29 protein-coding genes and 1 tRNA gene are annotated in these 25,108 nt (G+C 66.5%); 20 read left to right on the top strand and 10 right to left on the bottom strand.

Annotated features, from left to right (window positions below):
* Positions 1-667: acyclic terpene utilization AtuA family protein (locus tag A9W96_RS12940; RefSeq protein ID WP_156765224.1), on the bottom strand; the 667-nt coding region annotated here is incomplete at its 3' end.
* 285 nt (positions 668-952) lie between these two features.
* Here A9W96_RS12940 and rpmF point away from each other — a divergent pair.
* The 5 genes from rpmF (at position 953) to A9W96_RS12915 (ending at position 5,672) form a co-directional block, all read left to right on the top strand.
* On the top strand, positions 953-1,126 hold the full coding sequence (gene rpmF, locus A9W96_RS12935; RefSeq protein ID WP_003872812.1) for a 50S ribosomal protein L32: 174 nt from the start codon (positions 953-955) through the stop codon (positions 1,124-1,126).
* Between the two features lie 113 nt (positions 1,127-1,239).
* Positions 1,240-1,926 (top strand): two-component system response regulator MprA, encoded by a 687-nt coding sequence (mprA, locus tag A9W96_RS12930; protein WP_067140219.1) that lies wholly within the window; start codon positions 1,240-1,242, stop codon positions 1,924-1,926.
* Between the two features lie 16 nt (positions 1,927-1,942).
* Positions 1,943-3,511, top strand: a complete 1,569-nt coding sequence (locus A9W96_RS12925; protein WP_066871953.1) for a HAMP domain-containing sensor histidine kinase — start codon at positions 1,943-1,945, stop codon at positions 3,509-3,511.
* A 71-nt stretch (positions 3,512-3,582) separates the two neighbouring features.
* Positions 3,583-5,115, top strand: coding sequence for a S1C family serine protease (locus A9W96_RS12920; RefSeq protein ID WP_066871949.1), 1,533 nt, complete (start codon positions 3,583-3,585; stop codon positions 5,113-5,115).
* Between the two features lie 59 nt (positions 5,116-5,174).
* Positions 5,175-5,672, top strand: coding sequence for a molybdenum cofactor biosynthesis protein B (locus A9W96_RS12915; protein WP_044487196.1), 498 nt, complete (start codon positions 5,175-5,177; stop codon positions 5,670-5,672).
* A gap of 34 nt (positions 5,673-5,706) precedes the next feature.
* Here the strand turns inward: A9W96_RS12915 and mscL are convergent, their stop codons facing one another.
* From mscL to A9W96_RS12895, 4 genes are all read right to left on the bottom strand, one after another.
* Entirely contained in the window at positions 5,707-6,165 is a 459-nt protein-coding gene (mscL, locus tag A9W96_RS12910) for a large-conductance mechanosensitive channel protein MscL (protein WP_066871946.1), read from the bottom strand.
* A 66-nt stretch (positions 6,166-6,231) separates the two neighbouring features.
* Positions 6,232-6,912 carry an SAF domain-containing protein gene (locus A9W96_RS12905; protein WP_067140216.1) on the bottom strand — a complete coding sequence of 227 codons (681 nt, stop codon included), beginning with the start codon at positions 6,910-6,912 and terminating at the stop codon, positions 6,232-6,234.
* Positions 6,913-6,976: 64 nt separating this feature from the next.
* On the bottom strand, positions 6,977-7,318 hold the full coding sequence (locus A9W96_RS30405; protein WP_082972217.1) for an FmdB family zinc ribbon protein: 342 nt from the start codon (positions 7,316-7,318) through the stop codon (positions 6,977-6,979).
* 88 nt (positions 7,319-7,406) lie between these two features.
* Positions 7,407-8,006 carry a 5-formyltetrahydrofolate cyclo-ligase gene (locus A9W96_RS12895; RefSeq protein WP_067140213.1) on the bottom strand — a complete coding sequence of 200 codons (600 nt, stop codon included), beginning with the start codon at positions 8,004-8,006 and terminating at the stop codon, positions 7,407-7,409.
* A 76-nt stretch (positions 8,007-8,082) separates the two neighbouring features.
* Here A9W96_RS12895 and A9W96_RS12890 point away from each other — a divergent pair, with 76 nt between their 5' ends.
* The 6 genes from A9W96_RS12890 to A9W96_RS33040 all read left to right on the top strand — a co-directional run bounded on the left by A9W96_RS12890 (position 8,083) and on the right by A9W96_RS33040 (position 12,933).
* Positions 8,083-8,994 carry a UTP--glucose-1-phosphate uridylyltransferase gene (locus A9W96_RS12890; RefSeq protein WP_066877816.1) on the top strand — a complete coding sequence of 304 codons (912 nt, stop codon included), beginning with the start codon at positions 8,083-8,085 and terminating at the stop codon, positions 8,992-8,994.
* A gap of 135 nt (positions 8,995-9,129) precedes the next feature.
* A complete protein-coding gene (gene glp, locus A9W96_RS12885; RefSeq protein ID WP_066871932.1) occupies positions 9,130-10,419 on the top strand; it encodes a gephyrin-like molybdotransferase Glp in 1,290 nt (429 codons plus the stop codon).
* A 20-nt stretch (positions 10,420-10,439) separates the two neighbouring features.
* Complete coding sequence (locus A9W96_RS12880; protein ID WP_197499505.1) at positions 10,440-11,093, top strand: GNAT family N-acetyltransferase; 654 nt, start codon at positions 10,440-10,442, stop codon at positions 11,091-11,093.
* A 216-nt stretch (positions 11,094-11,309) separates the two neighbouring features.
* A complete protein-coding gene (gene glpR, locus A9W96_RS12875) occupies positions 11,310-12,371 on the top strand; it encodes a gephyrin-like molybdotransferase receptor GlpR (RefSeq protein ID WP_066871927.1) in 1,062 nt (353 codons plus the stop codon).
* Positions 12,372-12,422: 51 nt separating this feature from the next.
* Positions 12,423-12,495: transfer RNA gene (locus A9W96_RS12870), tRNA-Ala, on the top strand.
* Between the two features lie 303 nt (positions 12,496-12,798).
* On the top strand, positions 12,799-12,933 hold the full coding sequence (locus A9W96_RS33040) for a hypothetical protein (RefSeq protein ID WP_255362960.1): 135 nt from the start codon (positions 12,799-12,801) through the stop codon (positions 12,931-12,933).
* Between the two features lie 216 nt (positions 12,934-13,149).
* Here the strand turns inward: A9W96_RS33040 and A9W96_RS12865 are convergent, their stop codons facing one another.
* From A9W96_RS12865 to A9W96_RS12860, 3 genes are all read right to left on the bottom strand, one after another.
* Complete coding sequence (locus tag A9W96_RS12865) at positions 13,150-13,434, bottom strand: hypothetical protein (protein WP_156765223.1); 285 nt, start codon at positions 13,432-13,434, stop codon at positions 13,150-13,152.
* A 269-nt stretch (positions 13,435-13,703) separates the two neighbouring features.
* Positions 13,704-14,312: a hypothetical protein gene (locus tag A9W96_RS31440; protein WP_156765222.1), complete on the bottom strand. Its 609-nt coding sequence runs from the start codon at positions 14,310-14,312 to the stop codon at positions 13,704-13,706.
* A 6-nt stretch (positions 14,313-14,318) separates the two neighbouring features.
* Positions 14,319-14,939, bottom strand: a complete 621-nt coding sequence (locus A9W96_RS12860; RefSeq protein ID WP_156765221.1) for a hypothetical protein — start codon at positions 14,937-14,939, stop codon at positions 14,319-14,321.
* 66 nt (positions 14,940-15,005) lie between these two features.
* Between A9W96_RS12860 and A9W96_RS12855 the strand changes: the two genes are divergently transcribed.
* Together A9W96_RS12855 and A9W96_RS12850 are read left to right on the top strand one after the other, a co-directional pair.
* Complete coding sequence (locus A9W96_RS12855) at positions 15,006-16,124, top strand: hypothetical protein (RefSeq protein ID WP_156765220.1); 1,119 nt, start codon at positions 15,006-15,008, stop codon at positions 16,122-16,124.
* A 54-nt stretch (positions 16,125-16,178) separates the two neighbouring features.
* Entirely contained in the window at positions 16,179-16,556 is a 378-nt protein-coding gene (locus A9W96_RS12850) for a hypothetical protein (protein WP_067140196.1), read from the top strand.
* Positions 16,557-16,927: 371 nt separating this feature from the next.
* Here A9W96_RS12850 and A9W96_RS12845 read toward each other — a convergent pair whose 3' ends face one another.
* Complete coding sequence (locus tag A9W96_RS12845; RefSeq protein WP_067140194.1) at positions 16,928-17,530, bottom strand: TetR/AcrR family transcriptional regulator; 603 nt, start codon at positions 17,528-17,530, stop codon at positions 16,928-16,930.
* 189 nt (positions 17,531-17,719) lie between these two features.
* On the opposite strand from A9W96_RS12845, the gene A9W96_RS12840 reads away from it, so the two are divergent.
* Both A9W96_RS12840 and A9W96_RS12835 read left to right on the top strand, forming a co-directional pair.
* Positions 17,720-18,481, top strand: a complete 762-nt coding sequence (locus tag A9W96_RS12840) for a hypothetical protein (protein WP_066871922.1) — start codon at positions 17,720-17,722, stop codon at positions 18,479-18,481.
* 113 nt (positions 18,482-18,594) lie between these two features.
* The gene (locus A9W96_RS12835) at positions 18,595-19,404 is read left to right on the top strand and encodes a DUF1906 domain-containing protein (protein WP_067140191.1); all 810 of its coding nucleotides are present in this window, start codon (positions 18,595-18,597) and stop codon (positions 19,402-19,404) included.
* 411 nt (positions 19,405-19,815) lie between these two features.
* Here the strand turns inward: A9W96_RS12835 and A9W96_RS12830 are convergent, their stop codons facing one another.
* Entirely contained in the window at positions 19,816-20,424 is a 609-nt protein-coding gene (locus tag A9W96_RS12830) for a TetR/AcrR family transcriptional regulator (RefSeq protein ID WP_067140225.1), read from the bottom strand.
* A gap of 58 nt (positions 20,425-20,482) precedes the next feature.
* Here A9W96_RS12830 and A9W96_RS12825 point away from each other — a divergent pair, with 58 nt between their 5' ends.
* From A9W96_RS12825 to A9W96_RS12805, 5 genes are all read left to right on the top strand, one after another.
* Positions 20,483-21,685, top strand: coding sequence for an aromatic ring-hydroxylating dioxygenase subunit alpha (locus A9W96_RS12825; RefSeq protein WP_067140188.1), 1,203 nt, complete (start codon positions 20,483-20,485; stop codon positions 21,683-21,685).
* 74 nt (positions 21,686-21,759) lie between these two features.
* Positions 21,760-22,893, top strand: a complete 1,134-nt coding sequence (locus A9W96_RS12820; protein ID WP_066877811.1) for a M42 family metallopeptidase — start codon at positions 21,760-21,762, stop codon at positions 22,891-22,893.
* A 141-nt stretch (positions 22,894-23,034) separates the two neighbouring features.
* Positions 23,035-24,051: a GHMP kinase gene (locus A9W96_RS12815; RefSeq protein ID WP_066871909.1), complete on the top strand. Its 1,017-nt coding sequence runs from the start codon at positions 23,035-23,037 to the stop codon at positions 24,049-24,051.
* A complete protein-coding gene (locus tag A9W96_RS12810; protein ID WP_197499504.1) occupies positions 24,039-24,656 on the top strand; it encodes an SIS domain-containing protein in 618 nt (205 codons plus the stop codon). Before A9W96_RS12815 ends, A9W96_RS12810 begins: the two co-directional genes overlap by 13 nt.
* Before the next feature lie 8 nt (positions 24,657-24,664).
* The coding region (locus A9W96_RS12805) for an HAD-IIIA family hydrolase (protein WP_067140185.1) at positions 24,665-25,108 on the top strand (444 nt) is incomplete at its 3' end.

Here is a 25,108-nt window from a genome sequence, read left to right as displayed (position 1 = left end):
CCTCGGGAACCTCGGTGAAGAACGAGTAGTTACCGCCGGTGGCCTGGACCCCGCACTCGATAACATGGCCCGCGACCACCGCGCCGGCGAGCGCGTCGTAGTCGGTGCGGCCCCACCCGAAGTGCGCAGCGGCCGCCCCGACGATCACCGAGGCGTCGGTGACGCGGCCCGTGACGACGACGTCGGCGCCGTCGATCAGGCAGTCGACTATGCCCCAGGCGCCCAGGTAGGCGTTCGCCGTCAACGGACTGCCCAGGCCGAGGTCGGCGGCACGTGACAACAGGTCGTCACCCTCCACGTGGGCGACCCGCGCGTCGATGCCCAGCCGCTGCGCCAGCGCGCGTATCGCGTCGGCCAGCCCGGATGGATTGAGGCCGCCGGCGTTGGCGACGATGCGGACCCCCCGGTCGCGGGCCTCGCCCAGGCAGTCCTCGAGCTGGGTCAGAAAGGTCTTGGCGTAGCCGCGCTCGGGATGCTTCATCCGGTCGCGGCCCAGGATCAGCATGGTGAGTTCGGCGAGGTAGTCGCCGGTCAGGTAGTCGACTTCGCCGCCGGTGAGCATCTCGCGCATGGCCGACAGCCGGTCGCCGTAGAAGCCCGAGCAGTTCGCAATCCGGACGGCGCCGGAGCTGCCCAGGGCGCCAGCGGCGCCGGAAGCAGAGGCCATGCCTGTCCTCCATTCGGGGATTCACCGGTCGGACCTACCAACCAACCGGTAGGTTAGCGGGTGCCGTCGGTGTCACGTCAAGGATCCCACTTTGGAGGCGCCCGCCCTGGCGCGCCCAGCGGGCGGCCACTCGGCGGGCGGGCGTGCATTTTGGCCACAAGCGGACCAGCGACTATCCTGATGTGCGATCGTCGCCCGTTCGGCTCACCAGCCACGCCGCGCGACATGCCGAACTGCAAGTCCCACGTCGAATTACCGAAGCAACACGAGGAGTTAGGCCCGACCATGGCCGTACCCAAGCGCAGAATGTCGCGCGCGAACACCCGTAGCCGGCGCGCGCAGTGGAAGGCCGAGAAGACCGAACTCGTCGGTGTCACGGTCGCAGGTCAGCGTCACAAGGTGCCCCGGCGGCTGCTCAAGGCGGCCCGCCTCGGTCTGATCGACCTCGACCGCCGCTAGTGCGAATGGCGGCGGCCCACGGCGCCCGGCTTCGCCGCGCTTGTGACCGCCGCTAGCCCCCGCCCGGCGCGCCTCTCAGGTCCGTCTCAGGCGGTGGGACGAAACTAGGGGTCGTGCGAATACTGGTCGTCGACGACGATCGCGCTGTGCGCGAATCGCTGCGTCGGTCCTTATCCTTCAACGGCTACTCCGTCGAGCTGGCCCATGACGGGGTCGAGGCCCTCGAATTGATCGCCAGCGATCGTCCCGACGCGCTCGTCCTCGATGTGATGATGCCGCGCCTGGACGGCCTCGAGGTGTGCCGTCAGCTCCGCAGCACCGGTGACGATCTCCCCATCCTCGTGCTCACCGCCCGCGATTCGGTGTCCGAGCGGGTCGCCGGGCTCGACGCCGGCGCCGATGACTATCTGCCGAAGCCGTTCGCCCTGGAAGAACTGCTAGCCCGGATGCGTGCACTGCTGCGCCGGACCAAGCCGGAGGACGACGCCGAATCCGTGGCGATGACGTTCTCCGACCTGATGCTGGACCCGGTGACCCGCGAGGTCACCCGCGGCCTGCGCCGAATCAGCCTGACCCGCACCGAGTTCGCGCTGCTGGAGATGCTGATCGCCAATCCGCGCCGGGTGCTGACCCGCAGCCGCATCCTCGAAGAGGTGTGGGGATTCGACTTTCCCACTTCGGGCAACGCGCTGGAGGTCTACGTCGGTTACCTGCGGCGCAAGACCGAAGCCGACGGTGAGCCGCGGCTGATCCACACCGTGCGCGGGGTTGGATACGTCCTGCGGGAGACGCCACCGTGACGATGCGGGTCCACCGATGATCCGGTTCCCCCGGCCCCAGCGTCCGCCGCTGCGCCCGCCGTTGCGCGCGACACCGTCGTTGTCGCTGCGGTGGCGGGTGATGCTGCTGGCGATGTCGATGGTGGCCATGGTGGTGGTGCTGATGGCCTTCGCCGTCTACGCCGTGATCTCCGCCGCGCTGTACAGCGACATCGACAACCAACTGCAGAGCCGCGCACAGCTGTTGATCGCCAGCGGCTCGCTGGCCGCCGACCCGGGCAAAGCCATCGAGGGCACCGCCTACTCCGACGTCAACGCGATGCTGGTGAACCCGGGGCACGCGATCTACACCGCCCAGCAGCCGGGCCAGACCCTGCCGGTCGGCGCGCCGGAGAAGGCGGTCATCCACGGCGATCTGTTCATGTCGCGGCGCACCGCCGGTGACCAACGGATCCTGGCCGTGCACCTGCAGAACGGCACGTCGCTGCTGATCTCCAAGAGCCTCAAGCCCACCGAAGCGGTGATGAACAGGCTGCGCTGGGTGCTGCTGATCGTCGGCGGGGTCGGGGTGGCGGTCGCGGCCGTGGCGGGCGGCATGGTCACCCGGGCCGGGCTGCGCCCGGTGGCACGCCTGACCGAGGCGGCCGAGCGGGTGGCACGTACCGATGACCTCAGGCCCATCCCCGTGTTCGGCAGCGACGAATTGGCCAGGCTCACCGAGTCGTTCAACCTGATGCTGCGCGCACTCGCCGAGTCCCGGGAGCGGCAGGCTCGGCTGGTCACCGACGCCGGCCACGAATTGCGCACCCCGCTGACCTCCCTGCGCACCAACGTCGAGTTGCTGATGGCGTCGATGGAGCCGGGAGCGCCGCGCCTGCCCGAGCAGGAGATGGTGGATCTGCGCGCCGATGTCGTCGCGCAGATCGAGGAATTGTCAACGCTGGTAGGCGATTTGGTGGATCTGACCCGCGACGACGCCGGCCAGGTGGTGCACGAGCCCGTCGACATGGCCGAGGTGGTCGATCGCAGCCTGGAGCGAGTCAGGCGGCGGCGCAACGACATTCACTTCGACGTCGACGTCACACCCTGGCAGATGTACGGCGACGCCGCCGGGCTGTCGCGTGCCGTGCTGAACCTGCTGGACAACGCCGCCAAGTGGAGCCCGCCCGGGGGCCATGTCGGTGTCACCATGCGCCAGCTCGATCCGTCGCACGCGGAGCTGGTGATCGCCGATCACGGCCCCGGCATTCCGCCGCAGGAGCGCCGGCTGGTGTTCGAACGGTTCTACCGGTCGACGACGGCGCGGGCGATGCCCGGCTCCGGCCTCGGGCTGGCGATCGTCAAGAAGGTCGTGCTCAACCACGGCGGACTGCTACGCGTCGAGGACACCGTTCCGGGCGGCCAACCCCCGGGTACCTCCTTCTATGTGCTGCTGCCCGGCCGGCCCATGCCCGCCTCGACGTACTCCACCGCCGCCGGCGAGCCGCAGACCGACCAGGTAGACGCCGCGGCCGACCACGCCACGGCGCCGGGTGGCGACCAGGCGAACTCTCGGGAATCGGCGAACGTAATCTCAGTGGACTCTCAGTCCGCGCGGGCAAGGTAGGTCTGCGGCTACTGTTGAACCAGCCGTCGACTTGCCGAAACACTGAGATAGAGGAAGAGCGACTTAGCGACATGACGAATGACCCGAGGTATTCGCCACCGCCGCAGCAGCCGGGATACCCGCCCGCGCCGAATCAGCCTGCGCCCGTCCCGAGCCATGCGGGGTCCTCCGGCTATGCCCCGGGACACCAGCAGCCGTACAACCAGCAGTACGACTGGCGCTATCGGTCGCAGCCCTCATCGTCGCCGACGGCGCAGTTCCGTCCACCTTACGAGCCCTTCAGCAACACCGGTCCGGGCCGGATTCCCGGCGGAACCGGGGTGGGCCCGATTCCGGGCGGCACCGGCAGCGGCCCGATTCCCGGCATGCTGCCCGGGATGCCCGGCCCGCCGGAACCCCAAAAGCGTTCTCGCACAGGACTATTGGTGGTCGGTGCGTTGGCCATCGCGGTGGTGTCGGCCGGGATCGGCGGTGCCGCCGCGACGGCGGTCGAGCTCGGCACCCACACCACGGGGAACGGCGGCGGCCGGGTCATCGGGGCGGCGCCCAGCGTCCCGGCCGCCAACATGCCACCGGGCAGCGTCGAGGGAGTCGCCTCCAAGGTGGTGCCCAGCGTCGTCATGCTCGAGACCGACATCGGGCGACAGTCCGAGGAGGGCTCGGGCATCATCCTGTCCACCGACGGGCTCATCCTGACCAACAACCACGTGATCGCCGCCGCGGCGGGACCGCCCAAGGGTCCCGCCGCCCCGCCGGGAGCTCCGCCTGGGGCCCCCGTGCCGCCGAGCCCGCCGGGCGGACCGGGCGGCCCGGGCGGCGGCGGTGCCGGCGCGCCGACGGCGAAGACCACGGTGACCTTCTCTGACGGTCGCACCGCACCATTCACGGTGGTCGGCGCCGACCCCACCAGCGACATCGCCGTCATACGCGTGCAGGGCATGTCCGGGCTCACGCCCATCTCGCTGGGCTCCTCGTCGGACCTGCGCGTCGGCCAGCCCGTCGTCGCGATCGGCTCGCCGCTGGGCCTGTCGGGCACCGTGACCACCGGCATCGTCAGCGCGCTGAACCGGCCGGTGTCCACCACCGGTGAGTCGGGCAACCAGAACACCGTGCTGGACGCGATCCAGACCGACGCCGCGATCAACCCCGGTAACTCCGGGGGCGCGCTGGTCAACATGAACGGCCAACTGGTGGGCGTCAACTCGGCCATCGCCACCCTGGGCGCCGACTCGCCGGACGCCCAGAGCGGGTCGATCGGTCTGGGCTTCGCGATCCCGGTCGACCAGGCCAAGCGCATCGCCGACGAACTGATCGCCACCGGCAAGGCGTCACACGCCTCGCTTGGCGTGCAGGTGACCAACGACAAGGGCACCCCCGGCGCCAAGGTGGTCGACGTCGTCGCGGGTGGTGCGGCTGCATCGGCCGGCGTCCCCAAGAATGTCGTCGTCACCAAGGTCGACGACCGGCCGATCAACAGCGCCGACGCGCTGGTCGCGGCCGTACGGTCCAAAGCACCCGGCGACAAGATAACGCTGACATTCCAGGATGCCGCCGGTGGCGGCAGCCGCACCGTGCCGGTCACCCTCGGGAAGGCGGATCAGTAGTGAGAGTGGACGAACCCTCGGCGACGGGATTGTCTGAGCTCGGATATACGGTTGCACCCATGGAAACGGGTGCGGAATTGGTAGTTGGCCGGGCTCTGGTTGTGGTGGTCGACGATCGCACCGCGCACGGGGACGAGGACCATAGCGGTCCGCTGGTGACCGAGCTGCTGACGGAGGCGGGCTTCGTCGTCGACGGTGTGGTCGCGGTCGCCGCGGACGAGATCGAGATCCGCAACGCGCTGAATACCGCGGTGATCGGCGGGGTGGACCTGGTGGTCTCGGTTGGCGGCACGGGCGTCACCCCGCGCGACGTCACCCCGGAGGCCACCCGCGAGATCCTGGATCGCGAAATCCTCGGCATCGCCGAGGCCATCCGCGGCTCGGGGCTGTCGGCGGGGATCATCGACGCCGGCTTGTCCCGCGGTCTGGCCGGGGTGTCCGGCAGCACGCTGGTGGTCAACCTGGCCGGGTCCCGCTATGCGGTGCGCGACGGGATGGCGACGCTGAATCCCTTGGCGGCCCAGATCATCGGGCAGTTGTCGAGCCTGGAGATTTAAACCCGGCTCGCGGGCCAAGCCCCGAATTGGCGGGCTATTTCGATTCGGCTTCCGCGCGGGGTCCGTACTCCGGTGGGGGCGTGGTGGCCACACTGCCGTGCTTGCCCGACGAATCGCCGTTGGTCTGCGCGAGTAGGTCCCGGATCTCCTTGAGCAGCACGACCTGCGCGTCGTCGGCCGGCTCGACCTCGCCCCGCTTGCGCAGCGTCGTGTAGGGCAACACGACCAGGAAGTACACCACCGCGGCGATGATCACGAAGTTGATGGCGGCTGACAGCACGTTGTTCAGGTCAATGGTCTGACCGCCGCCGATGCTGATGCGCAGGATGCCGATATCGGACTTCTGGTTGACGCCGATGCGGTTGATCAACGGCTTGATGATGCTGTCGGTGAATGTGGTGACCAGGGCGGTGAAAGCAGTACCGATGACGACCGCGGTGGACAGGTCGATGATGTTGCCCCGCGAGAGAAACTCCTTGAACCCTTTGAGCATTGGGATGGCCTTTCTGGGACTGGACAGAGTTTGCCGTCGGCCAGCAGACGAACAACGGCCAGGCACTCAGTGCAGGGTGAGCGTCACGGTCTGGCCCAGCGCCGACCCTGCCACCGTGTTCGCCACACGAGCCGGCAGCGCAACCAACACTACGCGGTCGCTATCGGCGGCCTGAGCCTTTTCTTTGGCCGATACCAGCACCACCACGGCGTCGGTGGCCACCACCTTCGGGGCCGCGTGCGAATTGTCCGGCGCACCGCTGGCCGGCGCCGCCAGCACGTCGACCACGTCGCCTACCCGCACCAGGTCGATCAGGGCGCCGTCCGCCAGATGCAGCGGCACGATGCGGGCATCCGGGCCCGCCTTCGACCCGATGGCGGCCTCCGCCAACCGGCTGCCCAGCAGCCGGACGTCGGTGAGCACCTCACCGCGGCGCGCCGGGCCGGCCAGCGTCGACCCCACCACCGTATCCAGGTCGGCTCGTGCCCCGTCGGGAACCGTTGCGGCCAAACGCTTTTCGAGCCGAACGTCGGCGGGGGTCAGCGCGGCGCCGGGCCGTAGGTCGTGGTCGGCGACCACCACCTGCGCATAGTCATCGGCGGGGTTGGACCGCAGCGTGGCGATTCCGGCCAGCACGACGAGCCCGCCCGCGGCGACGCGGCGCGCCAGCACGGTACGAGTCCAGTCCGGGCGCAGCCATAGCGACAGCCGACTCAAAGGGCTTGGGTTCAGCGATGATTCGCCCACGCCGCAACGGTAGGCGCAACCCGGTGGACAGGCCGCCCGCCGGCATCGCCGGTGTGGATAACCGTCAGTTGGTCGCGGCGGCGGCGGAAGTCGCGGAGCTGCTCGACTTGTCGCTCGAGCTGGACTTCTCACTGGAGCTGGAGCCGGACTTTTCGCTGGAGCTCGAGGAGCTCGACCCGGAATCACTCGACGAGGAGCCGTTGGTCGAACTCGGCGACTTCTTGCCGGACTCGCGGCTGTCGGTGCGGTAGAAGCCGCTGCCCTTGAACACCACGCCGACGGAGTTGAAGCGCTTGCGCAGCCGCCCGGAGCAGCGTTTGCAGGTGGTCAGCGCGTCGTCGGTGAAGGCCTGCACGATGTCGAAGCGATCGTCGCACTCGGTGCACTGATAGCTGTAAGTCGGCACGAAAACCTCCGGGTGATTGCAAACCTGGTTAGCACTCTAGCGTCTCAAGTGCTAGAACCGCCACGTGACATGTCTCATTCCCGACATGTCAGCGCCCGACGAGCTCGACCAATCCCTGCCGGGGCGTGAGCGCATGGGTCATGGGGACGTCGTGCGGATCGGCCGGTAGCTCGTCGAGCAGTTCGGCGTCGCGGACGACCGCGATCAGCCGCGCCTGCGGGTCGCGCCCGCCCAGCGAGCGGTCGTAGAAACCCCGGCCCCGCCCCAGCCGCACCCCGCGGCGGTCCACCGCCAGCGCCGGGACCAGCACCACCGCGGCTTCGGCCAGGGCCGACGGCGGCAGCCACGGTTGCGGCGGTTCCAGCAATCCCCAGCGCCCGGTGGTCAGCGTGCCGGGCCGGTATTCGCCCCAGGACAACGGCGTGGGCGTGTTGTCCGCGGTGGTGCGCGCGACCGGCAGCAGCACCCGCCCGGTGCGCCGCAGCAACGCGTCCAGCATCGCGGCCGAGCCCGGCTCGGTGCCCACCGGAACGTAGGCGCACACGGTGCTGCCGCTGGTCACAATGCTTTCGGAGGCTTCCAGCCGCTCGCACAGGTGCTGGGCCTCGGCGGCGCGAACGTCGTCGGCAACCCGGCGCCGGGCGGCAAGCAGCTGGTCACGCAGTGCGGCTTTGCTGGCGGTCGCCATGGCTCAACGATGACAGCCAGGTGTTTCCCCGCGCCACATCGACTCGGCATAGTGGATGCGGGTTATCGTGTGAACAATGTCAAGCCCAAACGTGGTGGTGCCACGCACTGCGGTCGTGCCCGCCGCCGGTCTCGGGACGCGCTTCTTGCCGGCGACCAAAACGGTCCCCAAGGAGCTGTTGCCGGTCGTCGATACGCCGGGCATCGAGCTGGTTGCCGCCGAGGCGGCCGAGGCCGGTGCCGAGCGCCTGGTGATCATCACCTCGGAGGGCAAGGACGGCGTCGTCGCGCACTTCGTCGAGGACCTGGTGCTGGAGAGCACGCTGGAGGAGCGCGGCAAGACCGCGATGCTGGACAAGGTCCGGCGCGCCCCGCAGCTGATCAAGGTCGAGTCCGTGGTGCAGAGCGAGCCGCTGGGCCTGGGGCACGCGATCGGCTGCGTCGAGTCGCGGCTGGCCGACGACGAGGACGCCGTGGCGGTGCTGCTGCCCGACGACCTGGTGCTGCCCACCGGTGTGCTCGGGACGATGTCGAAGGTGCGGGCGCACTACGGCGGCACGGTGTTGTGTGCCATCGAGGTAACGCCCGAAGAGGTCAGCGCCTACGGGGTTTTCGACGTCGAGCCGATCCCCGACGACGACAACCCGGACGTGCTCAGGGTCAACGGCATGGTCGAGAAGCCGAGGGCGCAGGACGCCCCGTCGCTGTTCGCCGCGGCCGGTCGCTACGTGCTCGACCGGGCCATCTTCGATGCGTTGCGCCGCATCGAGCGTGGGGCGGGCGGCGAGGTACAGCTCACCGACGGCATCGCGTTGCTGATAGCGGAGGGCCATCCGGTGCACGTGGTCGTGCATCGCGGATCTCGACACGACTTGGGAAATCCTGGCGGCTACCTCAAGGCTGCGGTTGACTTTGCATTGGATCGTGACGACTACGGCCCGGATTTGCGGCAGTGGTTGGTGGCGCGATTGGGCCTGGCCGAGCAGTAGCCCGGCGGTGACCCGGCTGGCGGACGACGGCGGGCCGGTGAACGCGTAGCGGTCCCGGGCGGGGATGACCCGCCCGCGCAGTGAGCGGGTCGCCTACCGGCGGCGCCCGCCGGGTTGAGGGCAGAGAGGCGCGCTGTGCGTTCGGTGGAAGAGCAGCAGGCCCGGATCACCGCGGCCGCGGTGGCCCCGCGACCGATACGTGTGGCGATCGCCGAGGCACAGGGACTGATGTGCGCCGAGGAAGTGGTCACCGAGCGCCCGATGCCCGGCTTCGATCAGGCCGCGATCGACGGCTATGCGGTGCGCAGCGTGGACGTCCTCGGCGTGGGCGAGGTGGGCAGCGACAGCCTTCCCGAGCCGTTCGATGACTCCGGCGAGAACGACCGCCGCGAGGGCCTGGTGCTGCCGGTGATGGGCACCGTCGAGGCCGGCTCGCGCACCCCCAGCCGGCTGCAGCCGCGCCAGGCCGTGCGCGTGCAAACCGGGGCCCCGCTGCCCACGTTGGCCGACGCGGTGCTGCCGTTGCGGTGGACCGACGGCGGGACGCAGCGGGTGCGGATCCTGCGGGGCGCCCCGTCGGGCGCCTACGTGCGCCGCGCCGGCGACGACGTCCAGCCCGGCGACGTCGCGGTGCGCTCCGGGACGGTCATCGGTGCGGCGCAGGTCGGGCTGCTGGCCGCGGTCGGCCGCGAACGGGTGCTGGTCCACCCGCGGCCGCGGGTGACGATCATGGCGCTGGGTGGCGAGCTGGTCGACATCTCGCGCACCCCGGGCAACGGGCAGGTCTATGACGTCAACTCCTATGCGCTGGCGGCTGCGGCCCGCGACGCCGGTGCGGAGGTCAACCGCGTCGGCATCGTCGGCGGCGGCCCCCGCGAGCTCCGCGAGATCGTCGAGGGCCAGATCAATCGCGCCGAGGTGATCGTGATCGCCGGCGCGGTCGGGGGCGCCGCGGCCGAGGCGGTGCGGCGGGTGCTGTCCGAGCTCGGCGAGATCGAGGTCGTGCGGGTGGCCATGCATCCGGGCTCCATCCAGGGTTTCGGGCAGCTGGGCCGGGAGGGCGTCCCGACGTTCCTGTTGCCGGCCAACCCGGTGAGCGCGCTGGTGGTGTTCGAGGTGATGGTCCGTCCGCTGATCCGGCTGTCGCTGGGCAAGCGTCAGCCGATGCGCCGGATCGTGCAGGCGCGCACGCTGTCGCCCATTACGTCGGTGGCCGGGCGCAAGGGTTTCTTGCGCGGGCAGCTGATGCGCGACCAGGAGAGCGGGGAGTATCTGGTGCAGGCGCTCGGCGGCGCGCCCGGCGCCTCGTCGCACCTGCTGGCCACCCTCGCCGAAGCGAACTGTCTGGTGGTGGTGCCCAGCGGCGCCGAGCAGATTCGTACCGGCGAGATCGTCGACGTCGCCTTCCTGGCCCAGCGCGGCTGAGCGAAACGACTGCACGCACGGTGAACCTGTTGCGCTCCAATTCCCGCCATCCAGGATGGCCCATGAGCGTTGGGCCGCTTCGGGTTCCGGCCGGCATCGTCCGGTTGCGGGCGGTGCGGCTGCGCGACGGCGCGCAGTGGAGCCGCATCCGGCTGACCGATCGTGCGCACCTGGAACCGTGGGAGCCCAGCTCCGAGGGCGACTGGACGGCCCGGCACGCGGTGGCCGCCTGGCCGGCGCTGTGTTCCGGGCTGCGCGCCGAGGCGCGGCAGGGCCGCATGCTGCCCTACGTCATCGAACTCGACGGCCGGTTCTGCGGCCAGCTGACCATCGGCAACGTCACCCACGGCGCGTTGCGGTCAGCGTGGATCGGCTACTGGGTGCCGCGGTCGGCCACCGGAGGCGGCGTGGCCACCGCGGCGCTGGCGCTGGGCCTCGACCACTGCTTCGGCCCGGTCATGCTGCATCGGGTGGAGGCCACCGTGCGTCCGGAAAACGCCGCCAGCCGGGCCGTGCTGGCAAAAGTGGGATTCCGCCAGGAGGGCCTGTTGCAGCGCTATCTGGAGGTCGACAAGGCGTGGCGTGATCACCTGCTGATGGCCATCACCGTCGAAGAGGTCAGCGGATCGGTGGCCTCGACGCTGGTCCGCGCCGGAAACGCCAGCTGGGTGTGACCGGCTCTCGCTAGGTCATCCGGCTTTCGTCGTCCGCTTTCGCGGCGGCTCGCCGGGAGTCCGAATCGTTGCCATTCTGGGACTAGCGCGACACGAGTGACTCATGGTGCTTGTGAGAGGCAAATTACAGGTGTGTAATTGTCCTGGTCGTACGACCGGGCCGCGTTGGCCACCAGTGGCTTCGCGGGGGATGGACACCGAAGAGAGCAGGTCATCATGCCAAGCATCCCGCAGTCATTGTTGTGGATATCGCTCGTGGTGCTATGGCTGTTTGTCTTGGTGCCGATGCTCGTCAGCAAACGCGACGCGGTGCGGCGCACCAGCGACGTGGCCCTGGCGACCCGGGTGCTCAACGGCGGGGGCAACTCCCGGCTGGTCAAGCGCAGCGGCCCGGCCGCCGGTCACCGCAGCGATCCGAACTGGACGCCGCCGCAAGACTCGACCGACCTCGACGACGAACACGACCTCGCCGACGATGACGACCACGAATCCGACGACGACCCCGAGACCGACGAGCTGAGCCGCCGGCGCCCGGTGGTGATGAGAATGGCCGTCGCCGAGGCAGGCGAGCCCTCCGAGCCCGACTACCTCGACGTCGACGTCGTCGAGGATTCCCACGTCCTTCCGGTAGGGGCCAGCGAGTCTGCCGGCGAGGCGGAGATCGCCGACACCGAGCCCGTCGAAGACGGCGAGGTCGACACCGAGGCCGTCGCCAAAACCGACGATGCCGACGAGGACGGCTACGAGTACGTCGAGGACTCGTCCGGCCTGGAGCCCGCCGCCGAGAGCGACGAGCCCGACGACTCCGACGCGCCGGCACCGCTGCCGCGCAACGCCTCGCGGCGGCGCCGGTTCGACAACAAGACCGCCGCCGCCGTCAGCGCCCGCAAGTACGCCTTCCGCAAGAAGGTCCTGATGGTGATGGCGGTCGTCCTGGTCGGCTCGGCCACCGCGGCCTTCAAGATCTCGCCGAGCGCCTGGTGGTTGTGCGGCACCGCCACCGCGATCACCCTGCTGTACCTGGGGTACCTGCGGCGCCAGACGCGCATCGAGGAGAAGGTGCGCCACCGGAGGATGAAGCGGATGGCGCGGGCGCGGCTCGGCGTGGAGAACGCTTACGACCGCGGCTACGACGTCGTCCCGTCGCGGCTGCGGCGCCCGGGCGCGGTGGTTCTGGAGATCGACGACGAGGACCCCGTGTTCGAGCACCTGGACTACGCGATGGCCATGCGGACCTTCGGTTGGCCCAGGGACTTGCCGCGCGCCGTCGGCGAGTAGTGCTGGCAGTTCGGTAGTTGGTGCCGCGACTGGTAGCCTGCTTAGCGATCAGGGGCTATGGCGCAGTTGGTAGCGCGACTCGTTCGCATCGAGTAGGTCAGGGGTTCGATTCCCCTTAGCTCCACAACGTTTGGCGCTGGTCAGCGCGATTTCGGGCGTAGCCCAGCGGTCCCAGATTTCGGCTCGGTCCCTGTACGGTCCCTGGCAGCAGCAATCGGCGCATCCAGGTTGACCGCCACCGCGTCAAGGTCGTCGTCGAACAGGTCGGCGTAGGTGATCCACGAGCAGACCGGCCTCGTGGGCCAGGCGACGCTCGCCGACAACATTTTCGGACCAACACGCCCGCGAGTGGTCAGCCCGCCGGTGCCGCAGGGCACAGCAATCCTGGCGAACTGGTCCCAGGGCTGAAGCTCTTTGTGCACTGGGGATGACGCTGCTCGTAAATGCGTTCTCGGACAGTCTCTTCCAGTCGAACGCAGTTCAGGTGCGCGCCGAGTCGCTGGTGGGCATCGGCATCCTGCGGCCGCGGTCGTTCGCCATCGTCAACCTCACGTCGCCGTAACGCTCATGGTCGATGACAGTGGGTGAGTGGCCACCCCGACCGGCAACGGCCGGTGGCGCTGGACGTGGCGGGCACCGTGGGGTGCTGTTCACACCGCACCGGATACGCACCAGTCGCAGCGGGCGGCGTTGGCGGCTGGCCAAAAGTGGTTGCGGACGCAGGGCGACTGACCTTCGACGTTTCGAGCAAATCTCAAGCGCCCGTCCAGGAACAAGCCTACAGAAACGTGAGCCACACGACCTGGCTGCCTTTCGGCATCTTTAGGTCGGGTGTGCCATCAGCGAACTCTATGGTGTTGTGCCTAAAACCGGCTTCATCGACGCCGAAGCGGACGCCTTTGACCTTTCGCGCTACCTGCCACTTTGCGCCGTTGAATTCAGCCACCTCTTGGTCTTCTAGCGGCGCGACATACATCGGGTGGCCCGGAATCGCGGTCGGCTGGTCGGCGGGTCCGACACGCCACGCGATCATGTTTGGTCTTTGAGGCAAAGGAGTAGTCACGTCAACCCAACCTAACCTATTCCATCCGTTTGGCTGACCCGGCCGGGGGTGCCCTGAGGCAGGGGCTTTCCGATCGCGGGGCTGTCCCGGCCGCGGCTAGCTGGGTGGGGCGGTCAAAAGTTGAACCCGGTGGCGCGCGCCGGAGCCGCCAGGAAGGTGAAATCTACCCCTGCGACAATGTGAACAAAATTCTTCGCGATTAGGCCCGAAGTCCCTGTTCACAGCGGGTTGGAGGCGCTGCGCTATTCACGTTCAAAGTAAACGAGAATTTAAGTCTCACGGCACCGACCTGCGCCGGGAAGCGTCCAGCGAGTGCGACTGCGATCAGAGTCGCTACCGATCTTCCCAATTCGTCTTCTCATTCGCCAGTAACCGACGAACTTCTGCCTCTCGACATCACGTATCCAATACTTGCCAGACGCGTCGCGGAAGAAGGCGAAGAAGTCGTAGACCACCGAGTCATACTCAAGTTTCGGCTGAAATTCGGTTGATTCGCCAACGCCGAGGGATACGTCACCACTGTGATAGTCGACTAGTATGTGCTGCTCGTGATGGGAAAACTTGTTGCCCTCTGGCCAGGGAAAGTGGCTTGACTTCTTCCAGCCCGCTTTTGCCTTCTCTGCGATCTTTCCTCTGGATTTTGCCGTTATGCCGCAACCGCACTCAAAGATCGGTTTGTCAGACAGATTAAGCATCTTGATCAGCGGTGGTCCGTGCTCGTGAGGGTGTAGCCACGAAACAACGGACGCTGCTTGGGCTTTGCGCTCACGACGGCGGTCAAAAATGTAGTAGCCGACACCCAGCGCGACCGATACGCCGGTGAGTAACGCCCCTGTCCATGCTGCGTAGGTGCCGCAGACTGTTGGGTCAAACGTCATCCGTCCCTACCTAACCTCCGGATATGAGCGGACAACCGGACCAATAGCGCCGCCTCCGGTATCGAGCATTGAGGGCTGGACAGTAAAGGTGGATCCATCCTCATAGCGCATGACTACCGTCGCGGAATTATCGACGACCGACACGGAAAGCACCGTGAACCCGGACGAGTCGATGTCTTTGAACGCGGCCGCAGCAATCTGCTTGGCTCGACGTATCGCCTCCTGATCGTCGAGCTGCTGAGGTCGCTTGGCGCTTCCGCGCCCCGATCTGAGTTGCTCACCGACTTTCCTCAGTCCGTCGTACGACGCACTACCGACGATGCCCTGGACCGCCGCAGACGCCGCAAAAACCACCACCGCAAGAGTCGCTGCGTCGGCTCCCCAGCTGACGTGGTGGTATGCATCGTTCAGTACGAATGGCTGGTGCTGCGGACGACCTTGCTCATCTTGGCTGTAATGCAGCCGCTCGATTTGACTGCGAAGTTCATCGCGATCAAGCCGCAACCCGCCGTCGACGACGAGCACGACCGTTGCCTGCGGAGGCTTGGTCGGATGGTCGACCGAGTGATACACGACCGTCAGAAGGTCGACGTAGGTTCCGGTGTTGGCGTCGACGATGTCAGGCACGGGCTTCATCTTGCCGCTAACCGGACGCGCACCCGTACCACCTCCTCGCTTTGGAATGATGAAGGAGTGGCGAATGATAACGGAGCTACAGCGCTGCCACTGGAGGGGCACTTTGTCGTTGGCGGTTCAGGCCTGTATGTGACGCCAGGCTGTTTGGGCCGCATCTTCTCGTCACGCACCGCAAGCTATGAACTCATCATCGGTTTGCCGCAGGTCGATAACAGACCGGATCTGTTCCCCCCGGAGATTCGGCAGCGCCTGGGTGAGCCCGCGATACCGAAATGGGACTTGATCCCGCCTGAATGGGCCCACGGCCCACGGACCGACGATGAGCGCTTGGAAGAAGAACACATTAGCCCCGTCTGGGGCGGGATACTTGACGACGGACTAGCCAAAAAGGTGTATCCGGAGACCGCGAGGGACACCGCCGTCGTTTACCGTTGCCGCTTCTACACGACGCTCACCGCGTCTGATGGTCAGGAATACGAAGCTGCTGCCGAAGGTTTCTTGGGCGAGCTCGACGATTGGTGGACGCGGTTCACATCGTGGGTGGGCATCATGACCGGGCAAGACTTCGTGGGTCTTGGCGGAGATCCCGGCGGCATCACTCGGGCCTACCCGCTGTTCACATGGACGACCGATCAGAGTGGACATCGGGCGGGTGTGCAATGGCGATACTTCGCGGCGCCTAATCAGGGGGTTCCGCAAAGCAAGCTGCGATTGAGCGACCTGCAAACGTGTGTAGCAGCTGCCGGAAACCAGTCGCCTCCAGCCGAGTGGCTGCTCATCCGCGATGCGCGGTCACTGTTGCGGGCGGGTCAGAGTCGGCGGGCTGTACTCGATGCCGGAACCGCCGCAGAGTTGGCGATGACGACCTTGATCGACAAGTATCTCGACGACGCGCACGTCTCCGATTCAGCGGTGAAGAGCGCCTTTGCGAGGTTCAACAACCTTGTCGCAAAGCAAGAGGTCCTAAAGTTGCTCCGGCCTGGCCTCCTACCCGAGCGAACACGAGCCGACTTGATCGACCTACGCAATACCGCAAGTCATGGGCGCGGTCGGGCGGGTCACGGTTGGCACGAAGTGACCATGGAGGAAGCGCACACAGCTGTCGAGATCGCCACCGCCATAGTTGAATCGGCGCACCCTCTCGGTAGTCTCTTGCCCTCCTCGGACGATGATTGAGTCTGCGGCGCGCCGCCTCCTATCACCCGGGCGAGCGTCGATAACGTCAGCTCGATGAAGATCGCCGCGTTGGTTCTCTACGCGCTTGCTTCCGCGTTTCAGATGGCCGGTGCGTACCTGGTGATCCGAGACGTTCTGACCAGCCGAGCCAATATGCGGGCCTTCAACGACGGTCTGGACAACGCCGATCGGCTGGCCGAAGCCCATGCCGCGCGCGCTGCCCACGCTCCGACACCAGCCATCGCGGAAGTCACCCGCCTAGCCGTGTGGCAGGTAGGGCCAGCGCAGGCCCGACAACGTGAGACATTGGTCGCGTGGGTACGCGCCCAGAACGACATCAGCGACCGTCGTCGCTGGATCGCTGTCGGTCTGCTGCTCAGCGGCCTGGTCGTCGGCTTCGTCGGCAACGTCCTATCGCTGCTCCCGTTGTGATGAACCAGCGCGTTTGCTAGGGGTCGGCCGGTTCTCGGGCCGGTCCCTGTACGGTCCCTGGCAGAGCTATCCGGCGCTGCAAATCATCAATGCAACCAACGCCGCTGACCTGCGCCGACAGCCCACCGCCGACGTCGACCTGCTCGGAAACGTCCAGCGCGACTCGTTCGCATCGAGTAGGTCAGGGGTTCGATTCCCCTTAGCTCCACAACGTTTGGCCAGGTAACGGCTTGAGTGCTGTTAGCCGGCATCGCGGCTGGAACGTGCCGCCGGTAGCGGTCTCGGCACACCAGAAATGTGAGGGGTTGCAGCGGCTAGCCGACGCGGCGACGAAGCTCATCTTCCGCCGAGTGGTCGCCGGAACCAATGGCTTAGCCAAGTTCTTCGAGCAGTTTGACCATTGCCTTCTGGGCATCTTTGGTGGTTAGCGGAGGCGTGGCGAACATTTCGGCGAGCATCATCGCTACCGGTGTTGTCCACAGCAGCATGCCTAAAGCGATGGCATGTTCACGGTCGGCCACGGTGTTCAGGCGGGCGACCAACGCCGCCAGGGCCGCACCGAGACGTTGCATCTGTTGTCCACCAAGACTGCCGCGCAGGTCCTTGGCCGCAATAAGAATCTCCAAGCCTGCCATGGCCTTTGGGTTGGCGAATGCGTCCCACGTTGCCCGCACCAAGTGTTCGGTGTCCATTGCCCGGTCAGGATCGGCCAGCACCTCAAGTGAGGCGACGAGGCGGTCAACGGCATCATCTATGACCGCTGTCAACAGGCCGTCGCGATCCCCGAAGTGATGCTGAATGACGCCCCAACTCACGCCGGCGCGTTCAATGATGTGCCGAGCACTAGCTGCGGAGAAGCCTTCTTCGCGAACGCAGCGAACCGTCTCGTCGATCAGCAGTTCTCGGGTCCGGTCGCCGCGCTGTTGTCGACCAGCGACCGGGCGACGCGGAGCGGTGCGTCTGCTCGCCGTCACAGCCGCAATCCGCCCTGCTCACCGGGTTGCTTCATCAAAATTAGCTTAAGGCACTCGTCGAAGTTGCCGGGTCGTCAGCACAGCGGGCGCTCGCTCTCGCGTTTACCGCTTAGCGACCCTTGCTACAAAAACATGGCGCGTGCCATGCTTTTGGCATGCAGCTAACCGTTCCCGCTGAAAGCCAACTCCATGACTGAGACGATCAGTGCCGACGACCGGCAGGTTTCCTCGGCGAAGCCCGGACTCTCGTCACTGCAAAAGTCGCTGTTCGGCGTTCTTGCGTTCTTCTTCGTCATCCACGTTGTGTTCTGGTACCTCGAATTTCATGCCGGGGTTTCCCACGTCGTCGCGTCGACCACGCTGGTCGCCTTCGTCGTGGGCTGTTTTGTGACCGCACTCGCGCTGCCGTGGCTACCGCTTCCCGGCCAACGTGACCGCACCAAGGCGGAACGGCTCAGTGCAATGGTCATCGTCTGGGTCTTTATTGCCCTGATCCCACGATTCATCTGGGAACTACCGTGGCTTTTGTTCTTCGACCAGATCAAGACCGGCGTCCACCACGGCGCGCTCTGGACGTACATGTGGTCGCCCATCCTGCTCGGCGGCGACGCCCGCTACCTCAACGGCGACCCGCTCATCGTCGTCCTTGAGTGGGTCGCCTTCTTCATCGGACTCTTCGAGGCGTATGCGATGGTCCAGTTCTTCCGCAACGGCAAGCGGTTTACCAACACCCAACTCTCTTTCATCATGGGCGGGATGATCGTCGAGGTGACGCTGCCAGCGGTCTACTTCGGGGTAGAGATAGCCAACAACCTGCAAAGCATGACCAGCCCAGTCGAGATGTGGATCAAGTTCGTAGTCCTGAACCTGTTGTGGTGCACCATGCCATTCGTCACCTATTTCTGGGGGGTTCGTAGGCTGGCCCACCAAAACCTCGCGGTGAAGTTCTAACCGTCGTCACCGCTTCAGCCGTTGACTCAGGTCGGTGAACCGTAAAGACCGATTTGATATCGAATACTTCACGTCACTTCTACTAGCAAAGTCCACAAATTTAACATCACGCGATGCAGGAATTGTCGGGAAATGTGCGCCTCCCGCGATCACGCACCATGCACCGGCGCGACGTATTCCGTTACGCCATCGCCATGTCTGTGCTGCCAGGGCTATATGCGGCATCGGCAAATGTCACCGTTCCTGCGACGGCTGCCGCCACTCCCAGATTGATCGACTTCGCCATGCGCCAAGTTCCAGCGGAGCAGATTCGAGCTGCCGGCTACTCCGGTGTCATCAATTACGTGTCGCTATCGCGTCCCGGCTCGTCCATGGGCGCCAAACCGATCACCCGGCGTTACGCCGAGCAGCTGACCGCTGCCGGGCTGATGATCGTCAGCAATTACCAGTACGGCAAGCCGGGCGGGACGGCGCCATCGGACTTCAGGCGCGGGTTCGAGGGCGGCGTCTCCGATGCGCGCACCGCCTGGGCGCTGCATTCCGCGGCTGGCGGCGGTCAGAGTGCCCCGATTTTCTTCAGCGTCGACGAGGACATAAACCGCGACACCTGGACCAATTTGGCGCTCAAATGGTTTCGCGGAATCAATTCGGTGCTGGGAGTACAGCGCACCGGAGTCTATGGCGGTAGCGATGTCTGCAAGTGGGCCGCCGACGACGGCGTCATCGGAAATTCACGGACCCCCGGCCACCGGTGGGCGTGGCAAACGCGGTCCTGGTCCCACGGGCGCATCGAGCCCACCGCGGTTCTCTACCAACGCGTGGTGAGCACGGCGTCGAATCCGGGCCCGGTGGTGGGGGGACTCGAAGTGGACGTCAACGACGTCCTTGCCGAGGATTGCGGTCAGTGGAACCTGCATCCCTGAGCTTGGGGCCAATCGCCCTGAGGTGACCAACGCTATGGGGCTAAGGGGAATCGAACCCCTGACCTACTTGATGCGAACGAGTCAACATGGGTGTTTGTAATCGCCTACCGTTCTGGCGGAGCGTGAACGTCGGAGCTAATGCGGTTGGGCGCGTTGATAGATGGCGAGGGCTGTCGGATCTACTGCGACGGACTACGGACGCAAAGTTCTCCAGAGCAAGAGTGGGCGCTGGGTTGCAAGGCGGCGAGTAAACACGACAGGGGCCACCCCCACCCCCTCATTCCCTGCCGGACCGCACCGTCAAGCGGGCTTCCTGTCGGTTCAGCGTTCGAGGTGGTTCGCTCCGCTGACCCAAAAGAAGGGCGGGCCGCCTTCGCCGCCAAACGCGAATCGCAATTCACGGGCCGGTAATCAGCGCTCAACGGCGGCATGCGCGCGCACCGACGGCGCGATCCAGTCCGTCAAAAAGCGTCGTAGCTCCGGTCCGGTGCGCGTCGGCCGGCCGGGATCCACGATCAATGACTGCAGCATCCGCAGCATGACCTCGACCAGTTCGTCGAGCCTGCGTTCGACGAATCCCGCCGCGGCCCAATCGACATCGAATCGTTGCAGGATCGTTCGGCCGAACGAAATGGCCTGATCTGAGGTGACCCCCGCGGTGAACGCGCTGGCCTTGCCGGGCTGGAATACCAAACTCAGGTACTTGTCATGCGCGAGTTGCTCGAACGTGTAGGCGATGCCCTCGACCACCGCTTCGGTGGGATCGGTGATCGAACCCAGATGCGCCGCAAGGCGATCCAAGAACCCGTCGACGGACGCTAGCGCCGTGGCGCCCATCAGTGCCTCATGGGTGGGGAAGTACCGGTAGATCGTCTGCCGCGTCACGCCGAGCGTCGAGGCGACCTCGGAAACGCTCACGGTCCCGCGCGCGTCGATGGCCGCCCGCGTCGCCGTCAGGATGCGCGCGACGGCCTCGTCGTCGTCGGCCGGGATGTCACCCGACCAGCCATGCCGGCGCATTGCGTGATCGTCGCACACGCCGGCCCCGGGCCTTGACAATACAAACGATAGTGATTGTATGGTCCGAAGTATTGGACCGAAGGAGGCCAGGGTGACGACGATCGACCGACCGGTGCCCGGCACCGACGCGACGCTGACGCGGCGCGGCCTGCGTCATGCCCTGGACAAGACGACCGACCTGGCCGAGCGCGAACTGCGGGTGCCGCTGCACTACTACCGCGATCCCAAGATCACCGAGATCGAGGAATCGCAGATTCTGCGCCGGGTGCCGCTGGCCATCGTCCCGTCGGCGCAGGTGCCGAACAAAAACGACTACGTGGTGCGCTCGGTGCTGGGGGATTCGCTGCTGGTCACCCGCGATCGCACCGGCGCCAGCCACGTGTTGCTCAACTACTGCCGGCACCGCGGCGCGATGCCGGCCTGCGGCTCGGGCAACGCCTCGCGGTTCGTCTGCCCGTATCACGCCTGGACCTACCGCAACACCGGCGAATTGTTAACCGTCCCGGGCAAGGCCGGCTTCGACTCGATGGACACCAAGGACTACGGCCTGGTGGAGCTGCCCTCCGAGGAGCGGTACGGCTTCATCTGGGCGGTGCTGACCGCCGACGCGACCATCGACCTCGACGCACACCTGGGCGAGTTCGGTGCCGAACTGGAGCTGTGGAACTACGCGGCCTACGGCTATCACACCCAGCGCGAATTCACCTCCGACGTGTCCTGGAAGGGCGCCCTGGAGGCGTTCGCCGAGGGCTACCACTTCCCGTACGTGCACGGCGAGAGCCTCATCGGGCAGAACACCCTGGCCAACACGATGGTCTACGACGAGTTCGGCAAGCATCACCGGATCGGCTTCCCGTTCACCTGGATCACCAACGCCGACACCGATTCCACGGCGTCGCTGGACCCGGTGGCGAACATGGGAGTGATCTATTGGGTGTATCCGAACCTCATCCTGGCCAACAGCCCGGTGGGCGTGGAGATCATCGACATGTTGCCCGCCGGTGAGCCGACCCGCTGCACGGTCCGCCACAGTTGGATGGGCCGCATCCCGGCCACCAACGACGAGATGAGGGCCGCGTACGACGCGGTCTTCGAGGGCGTCCATGCGGCCGTGCGCGACGAGGACTTCGCGATGCTGCCGCAATGCGGCGAGGGCGTCCGGCACGGCCAGCACGACCACATGATCATCGGGCGCAACGAAATCGCCGTACAACACATGATCAGGGTGTTCGCCCAGGAACTGGGCGTGGCGCTGAGCTGACATATTCGGGCTTTCGGCGTAGTCGCAGGCCGGGGCGGGTACTGATCCTCTGACCCCACGATGGAGAGGATCTGATGGCGCATCGCGACCGCGATTCCACCGACGAGTTGTTGCAAGAGCTGTTGTTGACCTACGGGCCGTGCGGGCAGGAGGACGCCGTTCGCGAAGTCATCGCCCGTGAACTGCAACCGGTGGTCGACGACATGTGGACCGACGACGCCGGCAACCTGATCGGATACGTTGCCGCCGATCCGTCCGCCGCCGACAGTGGGGCACCCAACCACCGCCACCGCACCGAGGCCATCCCCGGCACCGCGACACGCGTCATGGCGCACATGGACGAACTGTCCATGATCGTCAAGCGCGTAGAACCCGACGGCACACTGCATTTGACGCAGCTGGGCACCATGTACCCGGGAAACTTCGGACTGGGCCCGGTCTCCGTCCTCGGCGACAACGAAACCCTCACGGCCGTACTGACTCTCGGCTCCGAGCACACCACCCAGGAAAGCTCGCGGATCTGGGAGACCAAGCCCGACCAGGGCGACCGCGCGCTGGACTGGGATCACGTCTACGTTTTCACCGGCCGCACCGCCGACGAGCTGACTGCCGCCGGGGTGCACCCAGGCACCCGAGTCTGCATGGACCGCAGCAAGAGATCGATGGTCGAGATCGGCGACTACGTCGGCGCCTATTTCCTCGACGACCGCGCCGCGGTGACCGCGCTGCTGAAGGCCGCGCGGCTGCTGCGCGAGCGCCAACAACGGCCCGCCGACGACGTCTACCTGGTGTTCACCACCAACGAAGAGATCGGCGGGGTGGGCGGCACCTACGCCAGCGCCACCCTGCCCGGCGACCTCACCCTCGCGCTGGAGGTCGGCCCCACCGAACGCGAATACACCACCAGCGTGACGGGCGGCCCGATCATCGGCTACAGCGACGCGCTGTGCGTGTACGACAAGAGCGTCGCCGACCGGCTTCTGAAAATCGCCACCGACCGCGAACTGTCACCGCAGGCCGCCGCGCTGGGCGCCTTCGAATCCGACGCCTCGCACTCGAAGGCCAGCGGGCTGACCGCGCGCGCCGGCCTGCTGTGCCTGCCCACGCTGAGCACCCACGGCTATGAAGTCATCGCCCGCCGCGCGATCGACGACATCGCCGCGATCGTCGTCGATTTCGTGCTGGAGCCCAGTCGGAAGAAGTCCTGAAAACCCGCCGATCGCGCTGGTCAGCCTGTTAGGCTGGCGACGCTTCACTGTCCCCGGATGATGGGATTAGCACGTGGCGGGCGTGGCCTCTCGGAAATCGCTATCCGGTTGGTTGAGTGAACCAATCGAAGGCCAATCCCCGTGACGCGTCCCCGAATTCGCGCACGAGCGCCGCTGCGGATCTCGTTCGCCGGAGGCGGCACCGACGTGCCGCCGTTCCCGACGACCGAAGGCGGCTGCGTCCTTTCGGCGACCATCGACCGCTACGCCCAGGGATCGCTGGTGCCCCGCACCGACCGCCGGGTCAGCATCGAATCGGTGGACTTCAAGACCACCCACGAGATGACGCTCGACAGCGAAATCCTCTACGACGGCAGCCTCGATCTGATCAAGGCCGCGGTGCGCAGATTCGGCCGCGACGGCACGGACGGCTACGACCTGGTGCTGCGTTCCAGCGCACCCCCCGGCTCCGGGCTGGGTTCGTCGTCGACGATGATGGTCGCCCTGACCGGCCTGCTGGCCGAGCATTACCGGGTCCCGATGGGTGAATACGAGACCGCCCAACTGGCGTGTGCCATCGAGCGTGAAGACCTGGGCATCGCGGGCGGCATGCAGGACATGTACGCCGCGACGTTCGGCGGATTCAACTTCATCGAGTTCACCGACCGCGTGATCGTCAATCCCCTGCGGATCCGGGACGAGACCGCCTTCGAGCTCGAACTGAGCCTGCTGCTGTGCTATACCGGCATCACCCGTGACTCCGCGCGGGTGATCGAGGACCAAACCCGGCGCGCCACAACGGGTTCGGATGACACCCTGGCCGGCCTTCGGGCCCAGAAGGACCTGGCGGTGGCGATGAAGGCGGCGCTGCTGACCGGAAAGCTCAACGATTTCGGTGCTCTGCTCGGCGAAGCCTGGACCCACAAGAAACGGATGTCGCCCTACATCACCAACGAGCGCATCGACGACCTCTACGATCTCGCGCTCAAGAACGGCGCGCTGGGCGGCAAGCTCACCGGCGCCGGCGGCGGGGGATACATTTTGCTGTTCTGCGACTTCGCCAAGAAACACCGTCTCATCGAGGCCCTCGAGGGGGCCGGGGCCACCGTCACCGAATTCGCCTTTGAGAGCAAGGGATTGACAACATGGTCGGCATGACCGGGTCGGACGTCGTGTCACCGAGCGTCGAGCTGGTCCAGCGGCGGCTGGCCGAGACCATCGCGGTCAAGCAACAAATGCAGCAGGGCGACTTCGCCGCACGGACCGTCGAAGTGGCGCAGGTGATCATCGTCTCGCTGCGCGCCGGCGGCAAGGTGATCTTCTTCGGCAACGGCGGCTCTGCGCAAGATGCCGGACACCTGGCGGCGGAACTCATGGGCCGCTTCGCTTTTGACCGCCCCGGACTCGCGGCGATCAGCCTTCCCGACGCCACCGCGGCCATGACGGCGATCGGCAACGACTACTCCTATGACGAGGTGTTCGCCCGCCAGGTCCTGGCCGCCGGGCGTCCCGGCGACGTGGTGGTCGGCCTGACGACATCGGGCAACTCGCCCAACGTCGTTCGTGCGCTCGAGGTCGCCGGCCAGGCGGGGATGACGACCGTCACGCTCACCGGCGCGCTCGGCGGCAAGGCGGCCGCCGTCGCCGAGATCTGCATCCGGGTGCCCAGCCACGACACCGGGCGAATCCAGGAAGCATGCCTGCACCTGGGCCACTCCATCTGCGAAATGGTCGAGGCGGCATTGTTTCCCAGGCCCTCCTGACTTCGACGATGGCCGCACCCGATCTGAACAACGTGCGCACCGTCTTTCTGGACCGGGACGGCACCATCAATGTCAAGGCCGCCGACGGCGAGTACATCCGATCGCCGGACGAGTTGGTGCTGCTGCCGGGCGCGGCCAAGGCGGTGGCCGCCCTGAACGCCGCCGGTCTGCGGACGGTGCTGGTGACCAACCAGCGATGGCTCTCGGAATCGCCCGCCGAGCCAGGGTGTTTCACGACCATCCAGCAGCGGCTGCACCAACTGCTGGCGAACGACGGCGCCCGGCTCGATGCCGTCTACCACTGTCCGCACGCGGCGAACAGCTGTGAGTGCCGCAAGCCCCTCGCCGGGATGTTGGTGCGCGCGGCGCAAGAGCACGGCATCGAGCCGGGCGCCGTCGTTCGCCAGCAGTTGGTGCAGCCGCTGCTGGATGGTCGTGAAACACCCTGGCTC

Source organism: Mycobacterium sp. 1245852.3 (assembly GCF_001669335.1).
GTDB lineage: Bacteria > Actinomycetota > Actinomycetes > Mycobacteriales > Mycobacteriaceae > Mycobacterium > Mycobacterium europaeum_A.
The sequence above is the reverse complement of the archived record's forward strand: the minus strand, read 5'-3'. Positions and strand labels throughout refer to the sequence as shown.